We start from the raw sequence: 18235 nt of genomic DNA, 5'->3' as shown, positions 1-18235 counted from the left end.
GCTTATGCCTCTATATCAACTGCCTCTATATCAACGATCCGCCGTACGAGAGGAGATCGTCCCGTACGGCGGAATCGAAGGGTTATGTCATCTGCGCGGCTGGGCGTCCAGCACCTGCTGGAGCGCCTCGAACTCCTCGACGCACTTGCCCGAGCCGAGCGCCACGCTGTCCAGCGGGTCCTCGGCGATGTGGATCGGCATCCCGGTCTCCCGGCGCAGCCGCTCGTCGAGTCCCTTCAGCAGCGCCCCGCCGCCGGTCAGCACGATGCCCCGGTCCATGATGTCGCCGGAAAGCTCCGGCGGGCACTTGTCGAGGGTCGTCTTGACGGCGTCGACGATGGCGTTGACCGGCTCCTCGATCGCCTTGCGCACTTCGGCGGCGGAGATGACGACGGTCTTGGGCAGTCCGGAGACCAGGTCCCGGCCGCGGATCTCGGTGTGCTGGTCGTCGTCCAGGTCGTACGCCGAACCGATCGTGATCTTGATCTGCTCGGCAGTGCGCTCACCGAGGAGGAGGGAGTACTCCTTCTTGATGTGCTGGATGATCGCGTTGTCCAGTTCGTCACCCGCGACGCGGATGGACTGGGCGGTGACGATGCCGCCGAGCGAGATGACCGCGACCTCGGTGGTGCCGCCGCCGATGTCCACCACCATGTTGCCGGTGGCCTCGTGGACCGGCAGGCCGGAGCCGATGGCCGCTGCCATCGGCTCCTCGATGATGTGCACCTGACGAGCGCCGGCCTGGGACGACGCCTCGATCACGGCGCGGCGCTCGACCCCGGTGATGCCGGAGGGCACGCACACGACGACGCGCGGCCGCGCGAGATACCGCCGCTTGTGGATCTTCAGGATGAAGTAGCGGAGCATCCGCTCGGTGATCTCGAAGTCGGCGATGACGCCGTCCTTCAGCGGTCGTACGGCAACGATGTTGCCAGGGGTCCGACCGATCATCTTCTTCGCCTCGGCGCCGACCGCGAGAATGCCACCGGTGTTGGTGTTGATCGCGACGACGGACGGCTCGTTGAGTACGATCCCGCGACCCCTGACGTACACCAGCGTGTTGGCGGTCCCGAGGTCGACAGCCATGTCACGGCCGATGAACGACATTGAGTTCCCCATCAGGATTCGTCTGGCCTTCCTGGGAGCTTTTGAGGGCTTTTCAGGTCGGCGAAGTGGGTGCTGTGACGTGAAGGCTTCCATCGTAGACGCGCCTGCACGAACACTGCGCGAGGGTCTTCGCCATTGTCAGCAGATGAAGTGTCGCCTCGCTTGTGGAGACGGCCCATCGGAGGCACTCGTTCCCCCGATCGGCACGCATATGCCAGAGGACGGCCGGAAACTCTCGGCCGTCCCAGGTCAGACGGGTGAGCGACCTGACGATCACTCAAAAATTCATAGGTTTGTCGCTCAACCGCGGCCGGGGAAGAAGATCTTCACCTCGCGCTCGGCGGACTCCTCGGAGTCGGAGGCGTGGATCAGGTTCTCGCGGACGATCACGCCGAAGTCGCCGCGGATGGAACCGGGGGCGGCGGCGATCGGGTCGGTCGGGCCGGCCAGCGCGCGCAGCCCCTCGATGACCCGCTCGCCCTCGACGATCAGCGCGACGACCGGACCGGAGGCCATGAACTCCACCAGCGGCTCGTAGAAGGGCTTGCCCTTGTGCTCGCCGTAGTGCTGCTCCAGGGTCTCCTGGTCCAGGGTGCGCAGCTCCAGCGCGGTGATCTGCCAGCCGGCCTTGCGCTCGATACGGCTGATGATCTCGCCGGTCAGGCCACGGCGGACCGCGTCGGGCTTGAGCAGGACGAGGGTGCGCTGGGTCACTGCGGGCTCCTATTGAGGATCAAGAGGTGTGCGGGGGTGTTCGAAGATTACAGGGCGTGTCCGGGCTCTTGTTACGCAGCGTCAGGTGTGGAGGAGCCTGCCGAGCCCGGCTGTGCCGCCGCGAATCGTGCCTTCGCCTCGTCGATCTTTCTTCCGTAGTGCACCGAGGCCCACCACAGGGCCGCGAAGACCACGCCCAGGAAGAACATCGTCGGAACGACGAAGCCGGACGCGACGAGGGCGACCTGGAGGGCCCACCCGAGGACGATCCCGCCCGGACGCGTCACGACACCGCACAGCGCCACGCACAGGAACATCGCGATGCCGCTGACCGTCCACACCGTCGACGTGGACAGCCCGGGGTCCTTCATGGCGACGAGCCCGGCGAAGCCGATCACGAAGAACTCGCCGATCAGGGTTGAAGCACAGAGCGTACGCACGGGTTCTCAGCCCCTCCCCAGCAGCAGTCGGGCCTCGCCGACGGTGATGACGGAGCCCGTGACGAGCACACCGCCGCCCGCGAACTCGCCCTCCTCCTCGGCCAGCGTGATCGCCGCCTCCAGTGCGTCCGGCAGCCGCGGTTCGACCTGGACGCGCTCGTCGCCGAACACCTCCACGGCGATCGCGGCGAGCTCGTCGGCGTCCATCGCGCGGTGGCTGGAGTTCTGCGTGACGACGACCTCGGCGAAGATCGGCTCGAAGGCCTCAAGGAGACCCCGCACGTTCTTGTCGCCACTCGCGCCGACCACACCGATCAACCGGCTGAAGTCGAAGGCCTCACCGATCGCCTCGGCGGTGGCGCGGGCGCCCGCCGGATTGTGGGCGGCGTCCAGGACGACGGTGGGCGAGCGTCGTACGACTTCGAGGCGGCCCGGCGAGGAGACGGCCGCGAAGGCCTTGCGGACCGTGTCTATGTCGAGCGGCTCGGGCCGCTGGGAGCCGACGCCGAAGAACGCCTCGACGGCGGCGAGCGCGACCGCGGCGTTGTGCGCCTGGTACGGGCCGTGCAGCGGCAGGTAGAGCTCGCCGTACTCGCCGCCGAGGCCGCGCAGGGTGAGCATCTGCCCGCCGACCGCGACCTGGCGTGACACGACCCCGAACTCCAGGCCCTCGCGGGCCACGGTGGCATCGACGTCGACGGCCTTCTTCAGCAGCACCTGGGCCGCGTCCACCGGCTGTTGGGCCAGGATGACCGTCGCGTCCTGCTTGACGATGCCGGCTTTCTCCGTGGCGATCGCGGCGTGCGTCTCACCGAGGCGGTCGGTGTGGTCGAGGTCGATGGGGGTGACGACGGCGACGTCCCCGTCGATGACGTTGGTGGCGTCCCAGGAGCCGCCCATCCCCACTTCCACCACGGCGACATCGACGGGCGCGTCCGCGAAGGCCGCGTACGCCATGCCCGTAAGCACCTCGAAGAAGGAGAGCCGGTACTCCTGCTGCCCGTCGACCATCTCGACGTACGGCTTGATGTCGTTGTACGTCTCGACGAAACGCTCTGCCGAGATCGGGGCGCCGTCGAGACTGATGCGCTCGGTGATCGACTGGACGTGGGGCGACGTGTACCGGCCGGTGCGCAGCTCGAAGGCACCGAGCAGGGCCTCGATCATGCGGGCGGTGGAGGTCTTGCCGTTGGTGCCGGTGATGTGGATCGAGGGGTACGAACGCTGCGGCTCGCCCAGGACGTCCATCAGCGCGGCGATACGGCTGACCGAGGGCTCGAGCTTGGTCTCGCCCCAGCGGGAGGCGAGCTCCGCCTCGACCTCGCGCAGGGCCTTGTCGACCTCGGGGTCCTCGGGCCGCGCGGGCACGTCGGCCTGCGGCGCGCCGCCCTGCGTGCGCAGGGTGCGGCTGCCGGCCTCGATGATCGCGAGGTCGGGGTCGCGGTCTGTCTCGGCGGCGACGATGTCGTCGAAGGGGTCGCTTTCACTCACGGGGTCAGTCTAAGGCGGCGCCCATTGAGAGGGGTGGCTGGCCTTGGCAGGCGAGTGCGGGCAGGTTGGGGGCTGGTCGCGCAGTTCCCCGCGCCCCTGAAGGCACGCACAGGCCCCCGGCGCCCATCAGCACCGGGGGCCTTCAGCCACGCACTACGACTCACGCTTCCGGCAGCCGGTCCAGCTGGGCCTGGATCCGGGCGAGGTCCTCCTCCGCCTTGGCCAGCCGGCCACGGATCTTGTCCACCACGTTGTCCGGCGCCTTCGCCAGGAACGCCTCGTTGCCGAGCTTCGCCGTGGCCTGGGCCTTCTCCTTCTCCGCGGCCGCGAGGTCCTTCGCGAGGCGCTTGCGCTCCGCCGCGACGTCGATCGTGCCGGACAGGTCGAGGGCGACCTCCGCACCGCCGACCGGCAGGGTCGCCGTGGCCGCGAAGGAGTCGCCCTCCGGCTGCAGGCGCAGCAGCTGGCGGATGGCGGCCTCGTGCGGAGCCAGCGCCGTGCCGTCGAGGGTCAGACGGGCCGGGACCTTCTGCCCGTCCTTCAGTCCCTGGTCCTTTCGGAACCGGCGCACCTCGGTGACGACCCGCTGGACCAGCTCGATCTCGAGTTCGGCGTCCTTGTCGCGGAAGCCGCCCGGTGCGTCAGCACCAGGAACAGACACAGCCTTCGGCCACTCGCCGACGACCAGCGACTCGCCGCCCGTGAGCGTGGTCCACAGGGCGTCGGTGACGAACGGGATGACCGGGTGGAGCAGCCGCAGCGTCACGTCGAGGACCTCGCCGAGGACCCTTCCGGAGACCCTCGCCCGCTCGCCGCCCGCGAAGAACGTCGTCTTCGACAGCTCGACGTACCAGTCGAAGACCTCGTCCCACGCGAAGTGGTAGAGCGCGTCGGCGAGTTTGGCGAACTGGTAGTCGTCGTAGTAGGCGTCGACCTGGGCGACGGTGGTGTTCAGTCGGGAGAGGATCCAGCGGTCCGTCGCCGACATCTCGGAGGCGTCCGGCAGCGGGCCCTCGACCGTGGCGCCGTTCATGAGGGCGAAGCGGGTGGCGTTCCAGATCTTGTTGGTGAAGTTGCGGGAGGCCTTGACCCAGTCCTCGCCGATCGGCACGTCCGCGCCCGGGTTGGCGCCGTTGGCGAGGGTGAAGCGGACGGCGTCGGAGCCGTAGGCGTCCATCCAGACCAGCGGATCGACCGCGTTCGGGTTCGACTTCGACATCTTCTTGCCGAACTCGTCGCGGACCAGGCCGGTCAGCGCGATGGTGTGGAAGGGGGCCTGGCCGTCCATGGCGTAGAGGCCGAACATCATCATCCGGGCGACCCAGAAGAAGATGATGTCGTGGCCGGTGAGCAGCACGTCGGTCGGATAGAACTTCCGCAGGTCCTCGGTCTGTTCGGGCCAGCCGAGCGTGGAGAACGGCCACAGGCCGGAGGAGAACCAGGTGTCCAGGACATCGGAGTCCTGGGTCCAGCCCTCGGCCTCCGTGCCGGGCGGCTCCTCGTCCGGTCCGACGCAGACGACCTCACCGTCGGGGCCGTACCAGATCGGGATGCGGTGGCCCCACCACAGCTGGCGCGAGATGCACCAGTCGTGCATGTTGTCGACCCAGTCGAAGTAGCGCTTCGACATGTCCTCGGGGTGGATCTTGACGCGGCCGTCGCGGACCGCGTCACCGGCGGCCTTGGCGAGCGGGCCGACCTTGACCCACCACTGCATGGACAGGCGCGGCTCGACCGTGGTCTTGCAGCGCGAGCAGTGGCCGACCGAGTGCATGTACGGGCGCTTCTCGGCGACGATGCGGCCCTGCTCCTTGAGCGCGCCGACAACGGCCGAGCGGGCCTCGAAGCGGTCCAGGCCGAGGAAGGGGCCGTGGACGGTGATGACACCGTGCTCGTCCATGATCGTCAGGGACGGCAGGTCGTGGCGGCGGCCGATCTCGAAGTCGTTCGGATCGTGCGCCGGGGTCACCTTGACCGCGCCGGTGCCGAACTCGGGGTCGACATGGGTGTCGGCGACGACCGGGATGGTGCGGTCGGTGAGCGGCAGCTTGATCTGCTTGCCGATCAGGTGCCGGTACCGCTCGTCGTCGGGGTGGACGGCGACTGCGGTGTCACCGAGCATCGTCTCCGCGCGCGTGGTCGCGACGACGAGGCTGTCCTCGCCCTCGCCGTAGCGGATGGAGACCAACTCGCCCGCGTCCTCCTGGTATTCCACCTCGATGTCCGAGATGGCCGTCAGGCAGCGCGGGCACCAGTTGATGATGCGCTCGGCGCGGTAGATCAGCTCGTCCTCGTAGAGCCGCTTGAAGATGGTGAGGACGGCCTTGGAGAGGCCCTCGTCCATCGTGAAGCGCTCGCGGCTCCAGTCGACACCGTCGCCGAGGCGACGCATCTGGCCGAGGATCCTGCCGCCGTACTCCTCCTTCCACTGCCAGACGCGGTCGACGAACTCCTCGCGGCCGAGGTCGTGACGGGACTTGCCCTCCTCGGCGAGCTGCTGCTCGACCTTGTTCTGGGTGGCGATGCCGGCGTGGTCCATGCCCGGCAGCCACAGCGACTCGTACCCCTGCATGCGCTTGCGGCGCGTCAGGGCGTCCATCAGCGTGTGCTGGAAGGCGTGCCCGAGGTGCAGGCTGCCGGTGACGTTCGGCGGCGGGATGACGATGGTGTACGGCGGCTTGTCGCTCTTCGCGTCCGCCTCGAAGTAACCCCGCTCCACCCAGCGCTCGTACAGCGGCCCCTCTACGTCGGCCGGCGCGTACTGGGTCGGCAGTTCGGTGTCGGGCGCTGGTGGCTGCTGCTGAGCGTTCTCGGTCACGGGCTCAGTTTAGGGGTGTCACGGGCGTGTCCCGAAACGCGTTTGTTCTGTGATGGTGCGCCCCCCGATGGGACGCGCGCTCCCGGTCTACGCCAGGATGTCGGGGACATATAAGCATCTGGAGGGGAACCCAGTAATGAGTCACAACCAGCCGGGCCCGTACGGCGGGCAGCCCCAGCAGCCCGGTCCGTACGGCCAGCCGGGCCCCTACGGCCAGCAGCCGCCGCAGGCTCCCCCGGCCCAGCCCGGTTACGGCTACCCGCAGCAGGCCCCTCCGGCCCAGCCCGGTTACCCCCAGCAGGCCCCTCCGCCCCAGCCCCAGCCGGGTTACGGCTACCCCCAGCAGGCTCCCCCGGCCCAGCCCCAGCCGGGTTACGGCTACCCGCAGCAGCAGCCTCCCTACGGCCAGGACCCGTACGGCCAGCAGCCCTACGGCGTCCCGCAGCCGCCGGCGCCCGGCGGTGGCGGCGGCAAGAAGGCCGCCCTGATCATCGGCGCGGTGGCGGTCGTGGCGGCGATCGGTGTCGGGGTGTACCTCGTGACCGGCGGGGGTGGTGGCGTCGGCGGCGGTTCGTCCGTCGCGGACGACGGAGCGCACAAGCTGACGACACCGGCGGCCGTGATCAACGGTGAGTACAAGAAGTCGGCGAACGGCGGCTCCAGCGACGCGATGACCAGCGAAGACAAGGCCGACTTCGAGAAGTGGGGCGTGAAGAACCCCCAGGACGTCAGCGCCGGTTACCAGAAGGGCACCGGGCTCAGCGTGACGAACCTGTCCTTCAGCGGTGTCTACGGCACCATCGACGACCCGGAGGCGGTCGTCGACGCCATGTTCGCCAAGGTCAAGTCGGAGTCCCAGAAGGACCAGAGCGGCGGCAGCAGCAAGGGCAAGCTGATCGGCAGCCCGGAGAAGGTGTCGCCCGCGGGCTTCGCTGACGGCATCATGAAGTGCCAGAACATCCAGATCGACAACCCCGCCTCGTCGACCGCCGGCGCCGCGAAGACCATCAAGATGCCGATGTGCATCTGGGGTGACCACAGCACCGTCGCCGTGGTCACGAACTTCGGCTTCGCCCAACTGGCCAGCGGCGGTGGTTCGATCGACGACACGGCGTCCGTGGCGGCCAAGCTCCGAAACGACGTCCGCGTCAAGGCCTGACCGCAGCCACACCTGACGATGGGGCGTCCCGGCTCACCGGGGCGCCCCATCGCCGCATCAGCTCAGCTCTCAGGCCGGGCGACGGCTTACGCCGTCTTCTGCTCCCCCGGCCCCCGCCCGTTGCGGGCGTCCCGCGGGATCAGCGTCGGGTTCACGTTCGAGTGGACGACGTCCGCCGTGACGACGACCCTCGCCACGTCCTTCCGCGAAGGCACCTCGTACATCACGGACATGAGGACTTCCTCCATGATGGCGCGCAGGCCGCGCGCGCCCGTCTGGCGGAGGATGGCCTGGTCGGCGATGGCCTCCAGGGCCTCGCGCTCGAAGTCCAGTTCCACACCGTCGAGTTCGAACAGTCGCTGGTACTGCTTCACCAGGGCGTTGCGCGGCTCGACCAGGATCTGGAGCAGGGCCTCGCGGTCCAGGTTGTGGACCGAGGTGATGACGGGGAGGCGGCCGATGAACTCGGGGATCATGCCGAACTTGACCAGGTCCTCCGGCATGACGTCCTCGAACTGGTCCTTGGCCTCCAGCTCGCGCTTGGAGCGGATCGTCGCACCGAAGCCGATGCCCTTCGCGCCCGCCCGGGACTCGATGATCTTCTCCAGGCCCGAGAAGGCGCCGCCCACGATGAACAGGACGTTCGTCGTGTCGATCTGGATGAACTCCTGATGGGGGTGCTTGCGGCCGCCCTGCGGCGGGACGGACGCCGTGGTGCCTTCCAGGATCTTCAGCAGCGCCTGCTGGACGCCCTCGCCCGACACGTCGCGCGTGATGGAGGGGTTTTCACTCTTCCTCGCGACCTTGTCGATCTCGTCGATATAGATGATCCCTGTCTCGGCCTTCTTGACGTCGTAGTCGGCCGCCTGGATCAGCTTGAGCAGGATGTTCTCGACGTCCTCGCCGACGTAGCCCGCCTCCGTGAGCGCCGTCGCGTCGGCGATGGCGAACGGGACGTTCAGCATCCGGGCCAGGGTCTGGGCCAGGAGGGTCTTGCCCGAGCCCGTGGGGCCGAGCAGCAGGATGTTGGACTTCGCCAACTCGATCGCGTCGTCACGGCCGTTGGCGCCGCCGTTCTCGCCGGCCTGGACGCGCTTGTAGTGGTTGTAGACCGCCACCGAGAGGGCCTTCTTCGCCGGCTCCTGGCCGACGACGTAGCCCTCGAGGAACTCGTAGATCTCGCGGGGCTTGGGAAGTTCTTCCCAGCGCACTTCGCTCGTCTCCGCGAGTTCTTCCTCGATGATCTCGTTGCAGAGGTCGATGCACTCGTCGCAGATGTACACACCAGGCCCTGCGATGAGCTTCTTGACCTGCTTCTGGCTCTTGCCGCAGAACGAGCACTTGAGCAGATCGCCGCCGTCACCGATGCGTGCCACGGTGTGCTTCCCCTTCGCCTGGGAGACGCCTGGATCCAGCGGCTCCTGGTGCTGCCTTATTCCGACGGTACCTTGCCGGGCCCCCCGTCCGGGCCCCCCTTGGCGCGGTTCACTTTGACGTGCAGCGTGTCAAAGCCCACTTACCGTGCCAAGGGGCGGCAGACGATACAGCCTCCGACTAGCGGACGGCGGCGTTGTTCATCTTCCGGGTGGAGATGATCTGGTCGATCAGGCCGTACGACAGCGCGTCCTCGGCCGTGAGGATCTTGTCGCGCTCGATGTCCTCGCGGATCTTCTCGATCGGCGTCGTCGAGTGCTTGGCCAGCATCTCCTCCAGCTGCGAGCGCATCCGGAGGATCTCGTTGGCGGCGATCTCCAGGTCGGAGACCTGACCACGGCCCGTCTCGCTGTACGGCTGGTGGATCAGCACGCGCGCGTTCGGCAGCGCCATGCGCTTGCCCGGCGAACCGGCGGCCAGCAGGACGGCCGCGGCGGAGGCCGCCTGGCCCATGCAGACCGTCTGGATGTCCGGCTTCACGAACTGCATCGTGTCGTAGATGGCCGTCAGCGCCGTGAAGGAGCCGCCGGGGCTGTTGATGTAGACCGAGATGTCCCGGTCGGGATCCATCGACTCCAGGCACAGCAGCTGCGCCATGACGTCGTTGGCGGAGGCGTCGTCGATCTGCACGCCGAGGAAGATCACACGCTCCTCGAAGAGCTTCGCGTACGGGTCGTACTCGCGGATGCCCTGCGAGGTGCGCTCGACGAAGCGCGGGATCACATAACGGGACTCCGCCGTGGGACCCGTGTACTCGGCGCTTGTGCGGTCGTACAGGCTGCTGCCGGGGAAGTCGTTCACTGTCTGTCTCCTAGGGGCTGAGGCGGTCGGCTGGGGGCTTTCCTGGGGCCTCAGGCCCCGGTGGTGCCGCCGCCGCCCGGGATACCGGCAGCCGTGGTGATGACGTCGTCGATGAGGCCGTACGCCTTGGCCTCCTCGGGGTCGAACCAGCGGTCGCGGTCCGAGTCACGGGTGACCTGCTCGACGGTCTGGCCGGTGTGCTGGGCCGTGAGCTCGGCCATGCGCTTCTTGGTGTGCAGCAGCCGCTCGGCGTGGATCTTGATGTCGGAGGCCGAACCGGCCAGACCCGCGGAGGGCTGGTGGATCAGGATCTCGGCGTTCGGGAGGGCGAACCGCTTGCCCGGGGTGCCCGCGCTGAGCAGGAACTGGCCCATGGAAGCGGCGAGGCCCATCGCGATCGTCATCACGTCGTTCTTGATGAACTGCATGGTGTCGTAGATCGCCATGCCGGCCGTGATCGAGCCGCCCGGGCTGTTGATGTAGAGGTTGATGTCCTTGTCAGGGTCAGCCGCGGCAAGGAGCAGCAGCTGCGCGGTGATCTTGTTAGCGATGTCGTCGTCGACCGGCTGGCCGAGGAAGATGATCCGCTCGCCAAGCAGCCGGTTGTAGACCTGGTCGCCGAGGCCACCACCGATGGCAGGCTCGCCGGCGGCGGAGGGCATCAGATTCGTCACGTATCCACCTGCTCGTCTTACGACGGCGCCGGGCCGTCTCACGTATCCCTGCGGGGGCCTCCGGCGGTTTCGCGGAGTTCCCTGCCCCCGTATTCATGGACCCTAACGCGCGGGTCCCTTCGGGGAATCCCGCGAAGGGGGGTGTTCGCCGGGGGCGTAGAGCCTCCGGCAGTGGGGCCGGTGCCTACTCGCCGTAACTCGCCGTAACTCGTCGGCGGGCGGGCGGCCGCCGGTTGTGCGTGGTCGCTCGCGCCCCGCGGCGGAGCCGCAGATCGACACAGCCCCGCGCCCCTTCAGGCCGAGCCGCCCTCGCCCCGAACGGAACGGGCCCCTGGGTTGTCCCCAGGGGCCCGTCATACGTCCGTCAGAGGCGCCGTGGGCGTCAGCCCTCGGTCTTCTCCTCGTCGGCCTCGGTGGCGTCGGCCTCCGTGGCCTCGGCTGCGACCTCGGCGGCCGTCTCGACCTCGTCCTCGTCGTCGAGGTCGATGACCTCGCCGTTCGTGTCCTTGACCGTGGCGGCCTCGACGACGACCGCGAGGGCCTTGCCGCGGGCGACCTCGCCGACCAGGAGCGGAACCTGGCCGCCCTCGACGACGGCCTGGGCGAACTGGTCGGGGGACATGCCGGAGGAGGCCGCGCGCCGCATGAGGTGCTCGGTGAGCTCCTCCTGGTTGACGTTGAGCTTCTCCTGCTTGACCAGCTCGTCGAGGACGAACTGGGTCTTGATGCCCTTGACCGCCGCTTCCTTGGTCTCGGCGTCGAACTCCTCGACCGTCTTGCCCTGGATCTCGAGGTACTTCTCGAGGTCGAGGCCCATCTGGCCGAGCTGGTGGTGCTCCAGGTTGTGCTTACGGGTGTTGATCTCGTCCTCGAGCAGCTTCTCGGGGACCGGGACCTCGACCAGCTCAAGCAGCTTCTCCAGGACGCGCTCCTGGGCCTGCGTGGCCTGGTCGTACTGCTTCATGTTCTCGAGGCGCTTGCGGCTGTCCGCCTTGAGCTCGTCGAGGGTGTCGAACTCGGAGGCGAGCTGCGCGAACTCGTCGTCCAGCTCGGGCAGCTCGCGGGCGGCGACCTGGGTGACCTTGACGGTGACCTCGGCCTCCTTGCCGGCCGCGGAGCCGCCCTTGAGCTCGGAGGTGAAGGTGGCCTCGCCACCGGCCTCCAGGCCCTTCACGGCGTCGTCGATGCCGTCGAGCAGCTCGCCGGAACCGATCGTGTAGGAGACGCCGCTGGCGACGCCGTCCTCCAGGACCTCGCCCTCGACCTTGGCCTCCAGGTCGATGGTGACGACGTCGCCGTCCTCGGCGGCGCGCTCGACCGGGGAGGTCGAGGCGAAGCGCTCGCGGAGCTGCTCGACCGACTTCTCCACGTCCTCGTCGGTGACCTCGACGGCGTCGACCTCGACCTCGATGCCGGAGTAGTCCGGGATCTCGAGGGCGGGACGGACGTCGACCTCGGCGGTGAAGTTCAGCGTCTCGCCGTCCTTCAGCTCCGTGATGTCGACCTCGGGCTGGCCGAGGACGTTCAGGTCGGCCTCGTTGACCGCCTCGGTGTAGAACTTCGGAAGCGCGTCGTTGACCGCCTCCTCCAGGACCGCACCGCGGCCGAACCGCTGGTCGATGACGCGCGCCGGGATCTTGCCCTTCCGGAAGCCCTTCACCGTGACCTGCTGGTTGATCTTCTTGTACGCCGCGTCGAGGCTGTCCTTGAGCTCCTCGAAGGGCACCTCGACAGTGAGCCGAACCCGAGTCGGGTTCAGGGTCTCCACGGCGCTCTTCACGGTTCGGTCTCCTTGTGGCTGACTTCTTGGTTTCTGCCGGAGCCAGACTGGTTCCGGCGGATTTGGCCGCCCGGAGGACGTCCGAAGGATCTCCAGTGGTGGTCCAGTGGATTCCTGTGGATGAGACACACGGGCGCGCAGCTTGCATAGTAACCGCAGCGACTGAACGCCCCAAAGGCGATCATGCGAGGTGATCGCCCGGGGTGACCGGTGTTGACCGGTCGGTGGTCGGGGTGGCGGGATTTGAACCCACGGCCTTCCGCTCCCAAAGCGGACGCGCTACCAAGCTGCGCCACACCCCGTCAGGTGCGACACGTAGGGTACATGCCCGCAGGCAGTGCGGCTGCCGCATTTACGGGGTGTGCGCCGAGGGGGGCCGACCCGCTACGATGCCTTCTGTGCCGCGGTCAGCTGACCTGCGGCGCGTGCTGTGCGGGCGTAGCTCAATGGTAGAGCCCTAGTCTTCCAAACTAGCTACGCGGGTTCGATTCCCGTCGCCCGCTCTCTACGCGTCAGGGCCGGGCCGGAGGAACATCCTCCGGCCCGGCCCTGATCGTTTCCGGCACCCGTCGCGTCCGGTGGCAGAGCGTGGTCGCCCGCGGGCGCGGCGTGGCGGCTTCCGCGCCCCCTGTGGGCGGAGCATCTGCCCGGATCGGTACCGGATCAGAAGTTGATCGAGTTGATGGTCTCCGCTATCGAGTTGAGGAACCGGTTGATCGACGGGGCCATGCCGGTCGATGCGAGGAAGAAGCCGAAGAGCACCGCGACGATCGCCGGGCCGGCCTTGATCGAGCCTCCCCTGATCAACACCACCAGGATGATCGCCAACAGCAGCACCACTGACAGTGAAATGGCCACAACTGATCACACACCCTCGGTCGGTCCGCTCTCCCGGCCCGGGGGTGCCAGCCCCGCGCACCCCCGCCAGAACCATCGTGCCACCAACGGGGCCCCGGTATGCGACAGGTGAGGCATCGTCGGTCACACCTGTGCCGGACCTTTGCCCCAGCCACGCGGGCGCGCCCCGTACGAGTGCCCCAACGCCCGTCTCCCGTACAGCGATTCGACGGTGCACCCGCACAGGGAATTCAACGGGATCGTTTCCATGTCCACACAACGTGTTCGCAGGTATTTCGAATTGTTGTCACGGGAACGGCAAAGCCGCCAACACCCGCCCCCCGAAAGGCCAATGAAGCAGACATTCCACTGCTGTCGCCCCCTGGTCATATGCCCCGTTTAGTCGGGACGATTCGCAACAACCAGGACATGTAATGGTGCGTTGACCGACACCTCCACGAGGTCGTCAACCTCCCTTAATCGCGGGTACTCGAAGCCAATTGGCACGCACAACGTGGGGAGTTTTACGAAAACCCACAGACGACGCTAGGGTGCCTCAGATGTTTCACGCTGCCTCGTCCCCCGCACGCGCAGCGAGGTCCGGGATCGCCTCTCCCCGTTTCCGGGGGGAGCGTCTGTGACGAACTCGTTGCAACCGCACGGCCAGAACAGAGCGCCGCTCCCTCCGGCACAGTCGCCGACGTCGGAGGTGCCGACTCCTCGCTCACCGCAGGAACAGCAGAACAATCCCCCCAAACCCGGCAAACAACGCGACTCGTTCTTCGACAACGCGAAGTACCTGGCGATCCTGCTGGTGGCGATGGGCCACTCCTGGGAGCCCCTGAAGGGTGGCAGCCGCACCCTGGAGGCCGCGTACACGGTCGTGTACTGCTTCCACATGCCGGCGTTCATCATCATCTCCGGCTACTTCTCGCGCAGTTTCGACATGCGCGCCGACCGCCTCAGACGTCTGGTCACCGGCGTCCTCGTGCCGTACATCGTCTTCGAGACCGCGTACAGCCTCTTCAAGCGCTACGGCGACCACGACCCGAGCATGACGGTCAGTCTGCTCGACCCCTGGTACCTCACCTGGTTCCTGATCGCCCTGTTCATCTGGCGTCTGACGACGCCGCTGTGGAAGACCCTGCGCCGGCCCCTGCCCGTCGCGCTCGGTATCGCGATGTTCGGGTCGGTCTCGCCGGAGATCGGCAACGACCTCGACCTCCAGCGCGTCCTTCAGTTCCTGCCGTACTTCGTGCTGGGCCTGTGCATGAAGCCCGAGCACTTCCAGAGGGTGCGCACACGGAAGATGCGGATCCTGGCGGTTCCGGTCTTCGCGACCGCGCTGGCCGTCGGCTGGTGGGCGGTGCCGCGCATGAACACCGCGTGGTTCTACCACCGGGACGCCGCCCAGGAGCTGGCCGCGCCGTGGTGGACCGGGCCGGTCATGGTGCTCGCCCTGTTCGGCTGCTCGCTGCTGTTGACCGCCTGCTTCTTCGCCTGGGTGCCACGCCGGAAGATGTGGTTCACGGCGCTGGGCGCGGGCACGCTCTACGGCTATCTGCTGCACGGGTTCCTGGTGAAGGCCGGGGACTTCTACGGCTGGTTCGAGCCGAAGTGGTTGCACCGGCCGTTGGGGGAGGTCTTTGTGACGGTGGTTTTTGCCGGTGCCGTCACGTTGCTGTGCACTCCGCCGGTGCGGCGGGTGTTCAAGGGCGTCATGGAGCCCGAGATGAGGTGGGCTTTCAAGCTGGATGCGACGGAGGGGACGCGGGGGCGCGAGGCAGCGGGCAAGCGCGAGATGGCCAACGCCTGAAGATTTGCCGCGCTATGTCGTCCGGCGTCCGCGGGTTCACCGTGGTTGATCGCGCCCCGCGGCGGAGCCGCATATCGATGCAGCCCCGCGCCCCTCAGAAGCCGCTACTGCTGACGTAGGCCGAGAAGTGCGCGCATGTGGGTGTACTTCTCGGTCAGTCTTTCGCGGGTGGGCCCGTCGGTGAGGCGGGCCAGGCGGGCCGGGTCCGCGTTGTGGGCCAGGTCCGCTTCTTTCACCAGGAGGGCGCCCGGCGTGGACAGGATCCGTTCGGCGTACGCTTCCGGGCCCTCCCCCGCGCGCTTGGTGACCGCGAGGACGATGTTCTTCGTGCGGCGGGTCAGGGAGGCCTCTTCCAGCCATTGCTCGGACAGGGCGTCGTCCTCGACGGCGTCGTGCAGCCAGGCCGCAGCGATCTGTTCGTCGTCGCCGCCACGTGCGCGTACGCCTTCCGCGACGGCCCGGAGGTGCTCGGCGTAGGGTCGTCCCGCCTTGTCCGTCTGGCCTTCGTGGGCGGCACGGGCGGTGGCCTCGACTTCGGCGAGCGTCATCGGCCTGCGAGGGGTTTCGGTCATCGGCTCAACCCGGTGTCGGTGGCTGGGAGATCGCCGTCGGGCCCTCCCGGCAGATCAGCAGCAGGGCCCGGTCGTCGTTCACGTCCCTCGCGACCGCCTCGATGAGGTGCCAGGCGGCGCCGTGGAAGCCGCCGGCGACGTAGCGGTCGGCCTCGCCCGTGAGGCGGTCGATGCCCTCGACGATGTCCCGGTCGGAGGTCTCCACCAGGCCGTCCGTGAACAGCATCAACACGTCACCGGGGCGGAGCGAGCCCTTCACGGGGTCGAACTGCGCGCCGTCGTACACACCCAGGAGCGGGCCCTCGGCCGCCTTCTCCTCCCAGCGGCCGCTGCCCGCGCTGAGCTGGAGACCCGGCGGATGGCCCGCGGAGTAGAGCTCGTAGTCGCCGGAGTCGAGGTCGAGGACCAGGTGGATCGAGGTCGCGAAACCCTCGTCCCAGTCCTGGCGGAGCAGATAGCCGTTGGCCGCCGGGAGGAACGCGTGCGGGGGCAGGGAGCCGAGAAGGCCGCCGAAGGCCCCCGACAGGAGCAGGGCGCGCGAACCCGCGTCCATGCCCTTCCCGGACACGTCCGTCAGGACAACCTCCATGGTGCGGCCTCCGTTGGTACGCGCCGCGACCACGAAGTCGCCCGAGAAGGACTGGCCGCCCGCCGGGCGCAGCGCCATCTCGCGGTGCCAGCCCATCGGCAGCGTCGGCAGCTTGCTCTGCACCCGGATGCGTTCGCGCAGGTCGAAGAGCATCGTGCCGCCGCGCCGCCAGGGCACACCGACCCGGCTGCGGAACTGGGCGATGAGCAGACCGAAGAAGCCGCATGCGGCCACCACCAGCACGACGCCGGGGGTGACACGGGAAGGGCCCTCCGTGTAGGGCCCCAGTTTCACCGACTCCACGATCAGCGCCGTGGCCGCGGCCGCGTACAGACCGAGCAGGCTCGCGGGGCGCAGCAGCAGGCCGCCCGCGACGATCGGCAGGACCAGGACGGCCGGGGAGCACCACACCGAGTTGGCGAGGGTGACGACCGCGATCAGCGGGACGGTGAGGAGCAGACCGGCGAGCGCGACCCAGTCAGAGCCGTCCCCGCGGAAGTAGTCCACGGCGCTTCTGCGCAGGCCGACGCGGACCCGGTGCCACGCCATCTTCAACCGGGCCGTGAACGTCTCGGCTGCCGCGCGCCGCTCTCGTCCTGCTGCCATTAGTTCGGGACCCTATCCATCGGACCAGCTGCTTGGCACGGGAGGTCCCACTTGTCCCCCGTCCGAGGTTCAACTTCACAGTGAACTTCACAGAAAGCCGTTGCGGGTCCGCCAAGGCGAAATTCCCTCGCTCGTCCCGCAATGCCCTGGTAGGCATGGTTCATGGGGAATGACTTGCGCGTGCTGCGCCGGGAGGACTGGGACGAGTGGTACGACAATCTGGTCCGCGCCTTCGGCGGGGTTCCGGAGTCGGCCGAGGAGCGGGCGCTGTGGCGTGAGCTCACCGAGACGGACCGTTCCCTCGGCGCCTGGGACGGTGGTGTGTGCGTGGGGACGGCCGGTGCGTTCTCCTTCCGGCTGACCGTGCCCGGCGGGGCCGCGGTGCCGGCCGCGGGCGTCACGATGGTGAGCGTGGCCGCCACACACCGGCGGCGCGGGATGCTGACGTCCATGATGCGGCGCCAGTTGGACGACGTACGGTCCTGGGGCGAGCCGCTGGCGGTGCTGACGGCCTCCGAGCCCGTGATCTACGGGCGGTTCGGGTACGGCGTCGGGTCGTACCACGTCAACGCCGAGATCGACACGGCACGCGTACGGCTGTCCGTGCCGCCCGGCACGGAGGACGTGCGGCTGCGGTACGCCGCGCCGGCCGACGTACTCGACGCGTGCGAGGCGGTGTACGCGCAACTGGTGTCGCGGCGGCCGGGGATGGTGGCGCGGATTCCGGGCTGGGAGCGGCTGTGGCTGCTCGATCCGGAGAGCGAGCGGGGCGGTGCGTCGCCGCTGCAGTGCGTGCTGGCGGAGCGGGGCGGGGAGGTCGTCGGGTACGCGCGGTTCCGGATCAAGGGGGACTGGGAGGCGGCGGGCCCCAAGGGCACGGTCGTCGTACAGGACGTGGACGCGCTGGACCCGGCTGCGCACGCGGCGCTGTGGCGGTTCCTGTTCGAGATCGACCTGACGTCGAAGATCGACGCGCGGCGGCGGCCCCTGGACGAGCCGTGGCAGCACCTGGTCTCCGACATCCGGCGCTGCTCGCTGCTGGTCCGGGACTCGCTGCACGTACGGCTGGTGGACGTCGGGGCGGCCCTGGAAGCGCGGACCTACCAGACGCCGGTGGACGTGGTGCTGGAGGTCGAGGACGCGTTCTGCCCCTGGAACAGCGGGCGTTGGCGGCTGACCGGTGACCCGAAGGGCGCGTCCTGCATGCGTACGGAAGATGCCGCCGATCTCGCCCTGTCCGTAAGGGAGTTGGGGTCGGCGTACCTGGGCGGCGTGAGCCTGGACGCGCTCGCCGCGGCCGGGCGGGTGCGGGAGCTGAGGCAGGGTGCGCTCGGTGAGGTGTCGGTCGCTTTCGGGTCGACGGTGGCGCCGTGGCTGGCGCACGGGTTCTGACCGGC

15 protein-coding genes and 2 tRNA genes are annotated in these 18235 nt (G+C 68.4%); 4 read left to right on the top strand and 13 right to left on the bottom strand.

What is annotated here, in order from left to right; translation table 11 throughout:
- Positions 1-87: 87 nt before the first annotated feature.
- The 5 genes from LJ657_RS01445 to LJ657_RS01425 all read right to left on the bottom strand — a co-directional run bounded on the left by LJ657_RS01445 (position 88) and on the right by LJ657_RS01425 (position 6570).
- Positions 88-1107, bottom strand: coding sequence for a rod shape-determining protein (locus LJ657_RS01445; protein WP_030934321.1), 1020 nt, complete (start codon positions 1105-1107; stop codon positions 88-90).
- 300 nt (positions 1108-1407) lie between these two features.
- Positions 1408-1821, bottom strand: a complete 414-nt coding sequence (gene ndk / locus LJ657_RS01440) for a nucleoside-diphosphate kinase (protein WP_232646236.1) — start codon at positions 1819-1821, stop codon at positions 1408-1410.
- A 71-nt stretch (positions 1822-1892) separates the two neighbouring features.
- Positions 1893-2261, bottom strand: a complete 369-nt coding sequence (locus LJ657_RS01435) for a DUF4233 domain-containing protein (RefSeq protein WP_232646235.1) — start codon at positions 2259-2261, stop codon at positions 1893-1895.
- Between the two features lie 6 nt (positions 2262-2267).
- Positions 2268-3752, bottom strand: a complete 1485-nt coding sequence (folC, locus tag LJ657_RS01430) for a bifunctional tetrahydrofolate synthase/dihydrofolate synthase (protein ID WP_232646234.1) — start codon at positions 3750-3752, stop codon at positions 2268-2270.
- Positions 3753-3912: 160 nt separating this feature from the next.
- Positions 3913-6570 (bottom strand): valine--tRNA ligase, encoded by a 2658-nt coding sequence (locus LJ657_RS01425; protein WP_232646233.1) that lies wholly within the window; start codon positions 6568-6570, stop codon positions 3913-3915.
- Positions 6571-6706: 136 nt separating this feature from the next.
- Here LJ657_RS01425 and LJ657_RS01420 point away from each other — a divergent pair, with 136 nt between their 5' ends.
- On the top strand, positions 6707-7729 hold the full coding sequence (locus LJ657_RS01420) for a hypothetical protein (RefSeq protein ID WP_232646232.1): 1023 nt from the start codon (positions 6707-6709) through the stop codon (positions 7727-7729).
- Between the two features lie 86 nt (positions 7730-7815).
- Here the strand turns inward: LJ657_RS01420 and clpX are convergent, their stop codons facing one another.
- The 5 genes from clpX to LJ657_RS01395 all read right to left on the bottom strand — a co-directional run bounded on the left by clpX (position 7816) and on the right by LJ657_RS01395 (position 12720).
- Positions 7816-9105, bottom strand: coding sequence for an ATP-dependent Clp protease ATP-binding subunit ClpX (clpX, locus tag LJ657_RS01415; RefSeq protein WP_232646231.1), 1290 nt, complete (start codon positions 9103-9105; stop codon positions 7816-7818).
- 178 nt (positions 9106-9283) lie between these two features.
- Positions 9284-9964: an ATP-dependent Clp protease proteolytic subunit gene (locus LJ657_RS01410; RefSeq protein WP_308117000.1), complete on the bottom strand. Its 681-nt coding sequence runs from the start codon at positions 9962-9964 to the stop codon at positions 9284-9286.
- A gap of 50 nt (positions 9965-10014) precedes the next feature.
- Entirely contained in the window at positions 10015-10638 is a 624-nt protein-coding gene (locus tag LJ657_RS01405) for an ATP-dependent Clp protease proteolytic subunit (protein ID WP_308116999.1), read from the bottom strand.
- Positions 10639-11020: 382 nt separating this feature from the next.
- Positions 11021-12418, bottom strand: a complete 1398-nt coding sequence (tig, locus tag LJ657_RS01400) for a trigger factor (protein ID WP_232646230.1) — start codon at positions 12416-12418, stop codon at positions 11021-11023.
- Between the two features lie 225 nt (positions 12419-12643).
- Positions 12644-12720 (bottom strand) — tRNA-Pro (locus tag LJ657_RS01395).
- A 130-nt stretch (positions 12721-12850) separates the two neighbouring features.
- Between LJ657_RS01395 and LJ657_RS01390 the strand changes: the two genes are divergently transcribed.
- Positions 12851-12921, top strand: a tRNA-Gly gene (locus LJ657_RS01390).
- 160 nt (positions 12922-13081) lie between these two features.
- On the opposite strand, the gene LJ657_RS01385 is transcribed toward LJ657_RS01390, so the two are convergent.
- Positions 13082-13276, bottom strand: coding sequence for a hypothetical protein (locus LJ657_RS01385; protein ID WP_099928874.1), 195 nt, complete (start codon positions 13274-13276; stop codon positions 13082-13084).
- A 616-nt stretch (positions 13277-13892) separates the two neighbouring features.
- Between LJ657_RS01385 and LJ657_RS01380 the strand changes: the two genes are divergently transcribed.
- Positions 13893-15071 carry an acyltransferase family protein gene (locus LJ657_RS01380; RefSeq protein ID WP_372487790.1) on the top strand — a complete coding sequence of 393 codons (1179 nt, stop codon included), beginning with the start codon at positions 13893-13895 and terminating at the stop codon, positions 15069-15071.
- A 104-nt stretch (positions 15072-15175) separates the two neighbouring features.
- On the opposite strand, the gene LJ657_RS01375 is transcribed toward LJ657_RS01380, so the two are convergent.
- Entirely contained in the window at positions 15176-15643 is a 468-nt protein-coding gene (locus LJ657_RS01375; RefSeq protein ID WP_232646228.1) for an HD domain-containing protein, read from the bottom strand.
- 4 nt (positions 15644-15647) lie between these two features.
- Positions 15648-16838, bottom strand: a complete 1191-nt coding sequence (locus LJ657_RS01370; RefSeq protein WP_232646227.1) for a PP2C family protein-serine/threonine phosphatase — start codon at positions 16836-16838, stop codon at positions 15648-15650.
- A 162-nt stretch (positions 16839-17000) separates the two neighbouring features.
- On the opposite strand from LJ657_RS01370, the gene LJ657_RS01365 reads away from it, so the two are divergent.
- A complete protein-coding gene (locus LJ657_RS01365; RefSeq protein WP_232646226.1) occupies positions 17001-18230 on the top strand; it encodes a GNAT family N-acetyltransferase in 1230 nt (409 codons plus the stop codon).
- The last annotated feature ends 5 nt before the right edge of the window (positions 18231-18235 follow it).

The sequence above is a fragment of the Streptomyces guryensis genome (genome assembly GCF_021261325.1).
Classification (GTDB): Bacteria; Actinomycetota; Actinomycetes; order Streptomycetales; family Streptomycetaceae; genus Streptomyces; species Streptomyces guryensis.
Note: the sequence above shows the minus strand (reverse complement) of the source record. Positions and strands in the feature narration are given on the sequence as shown.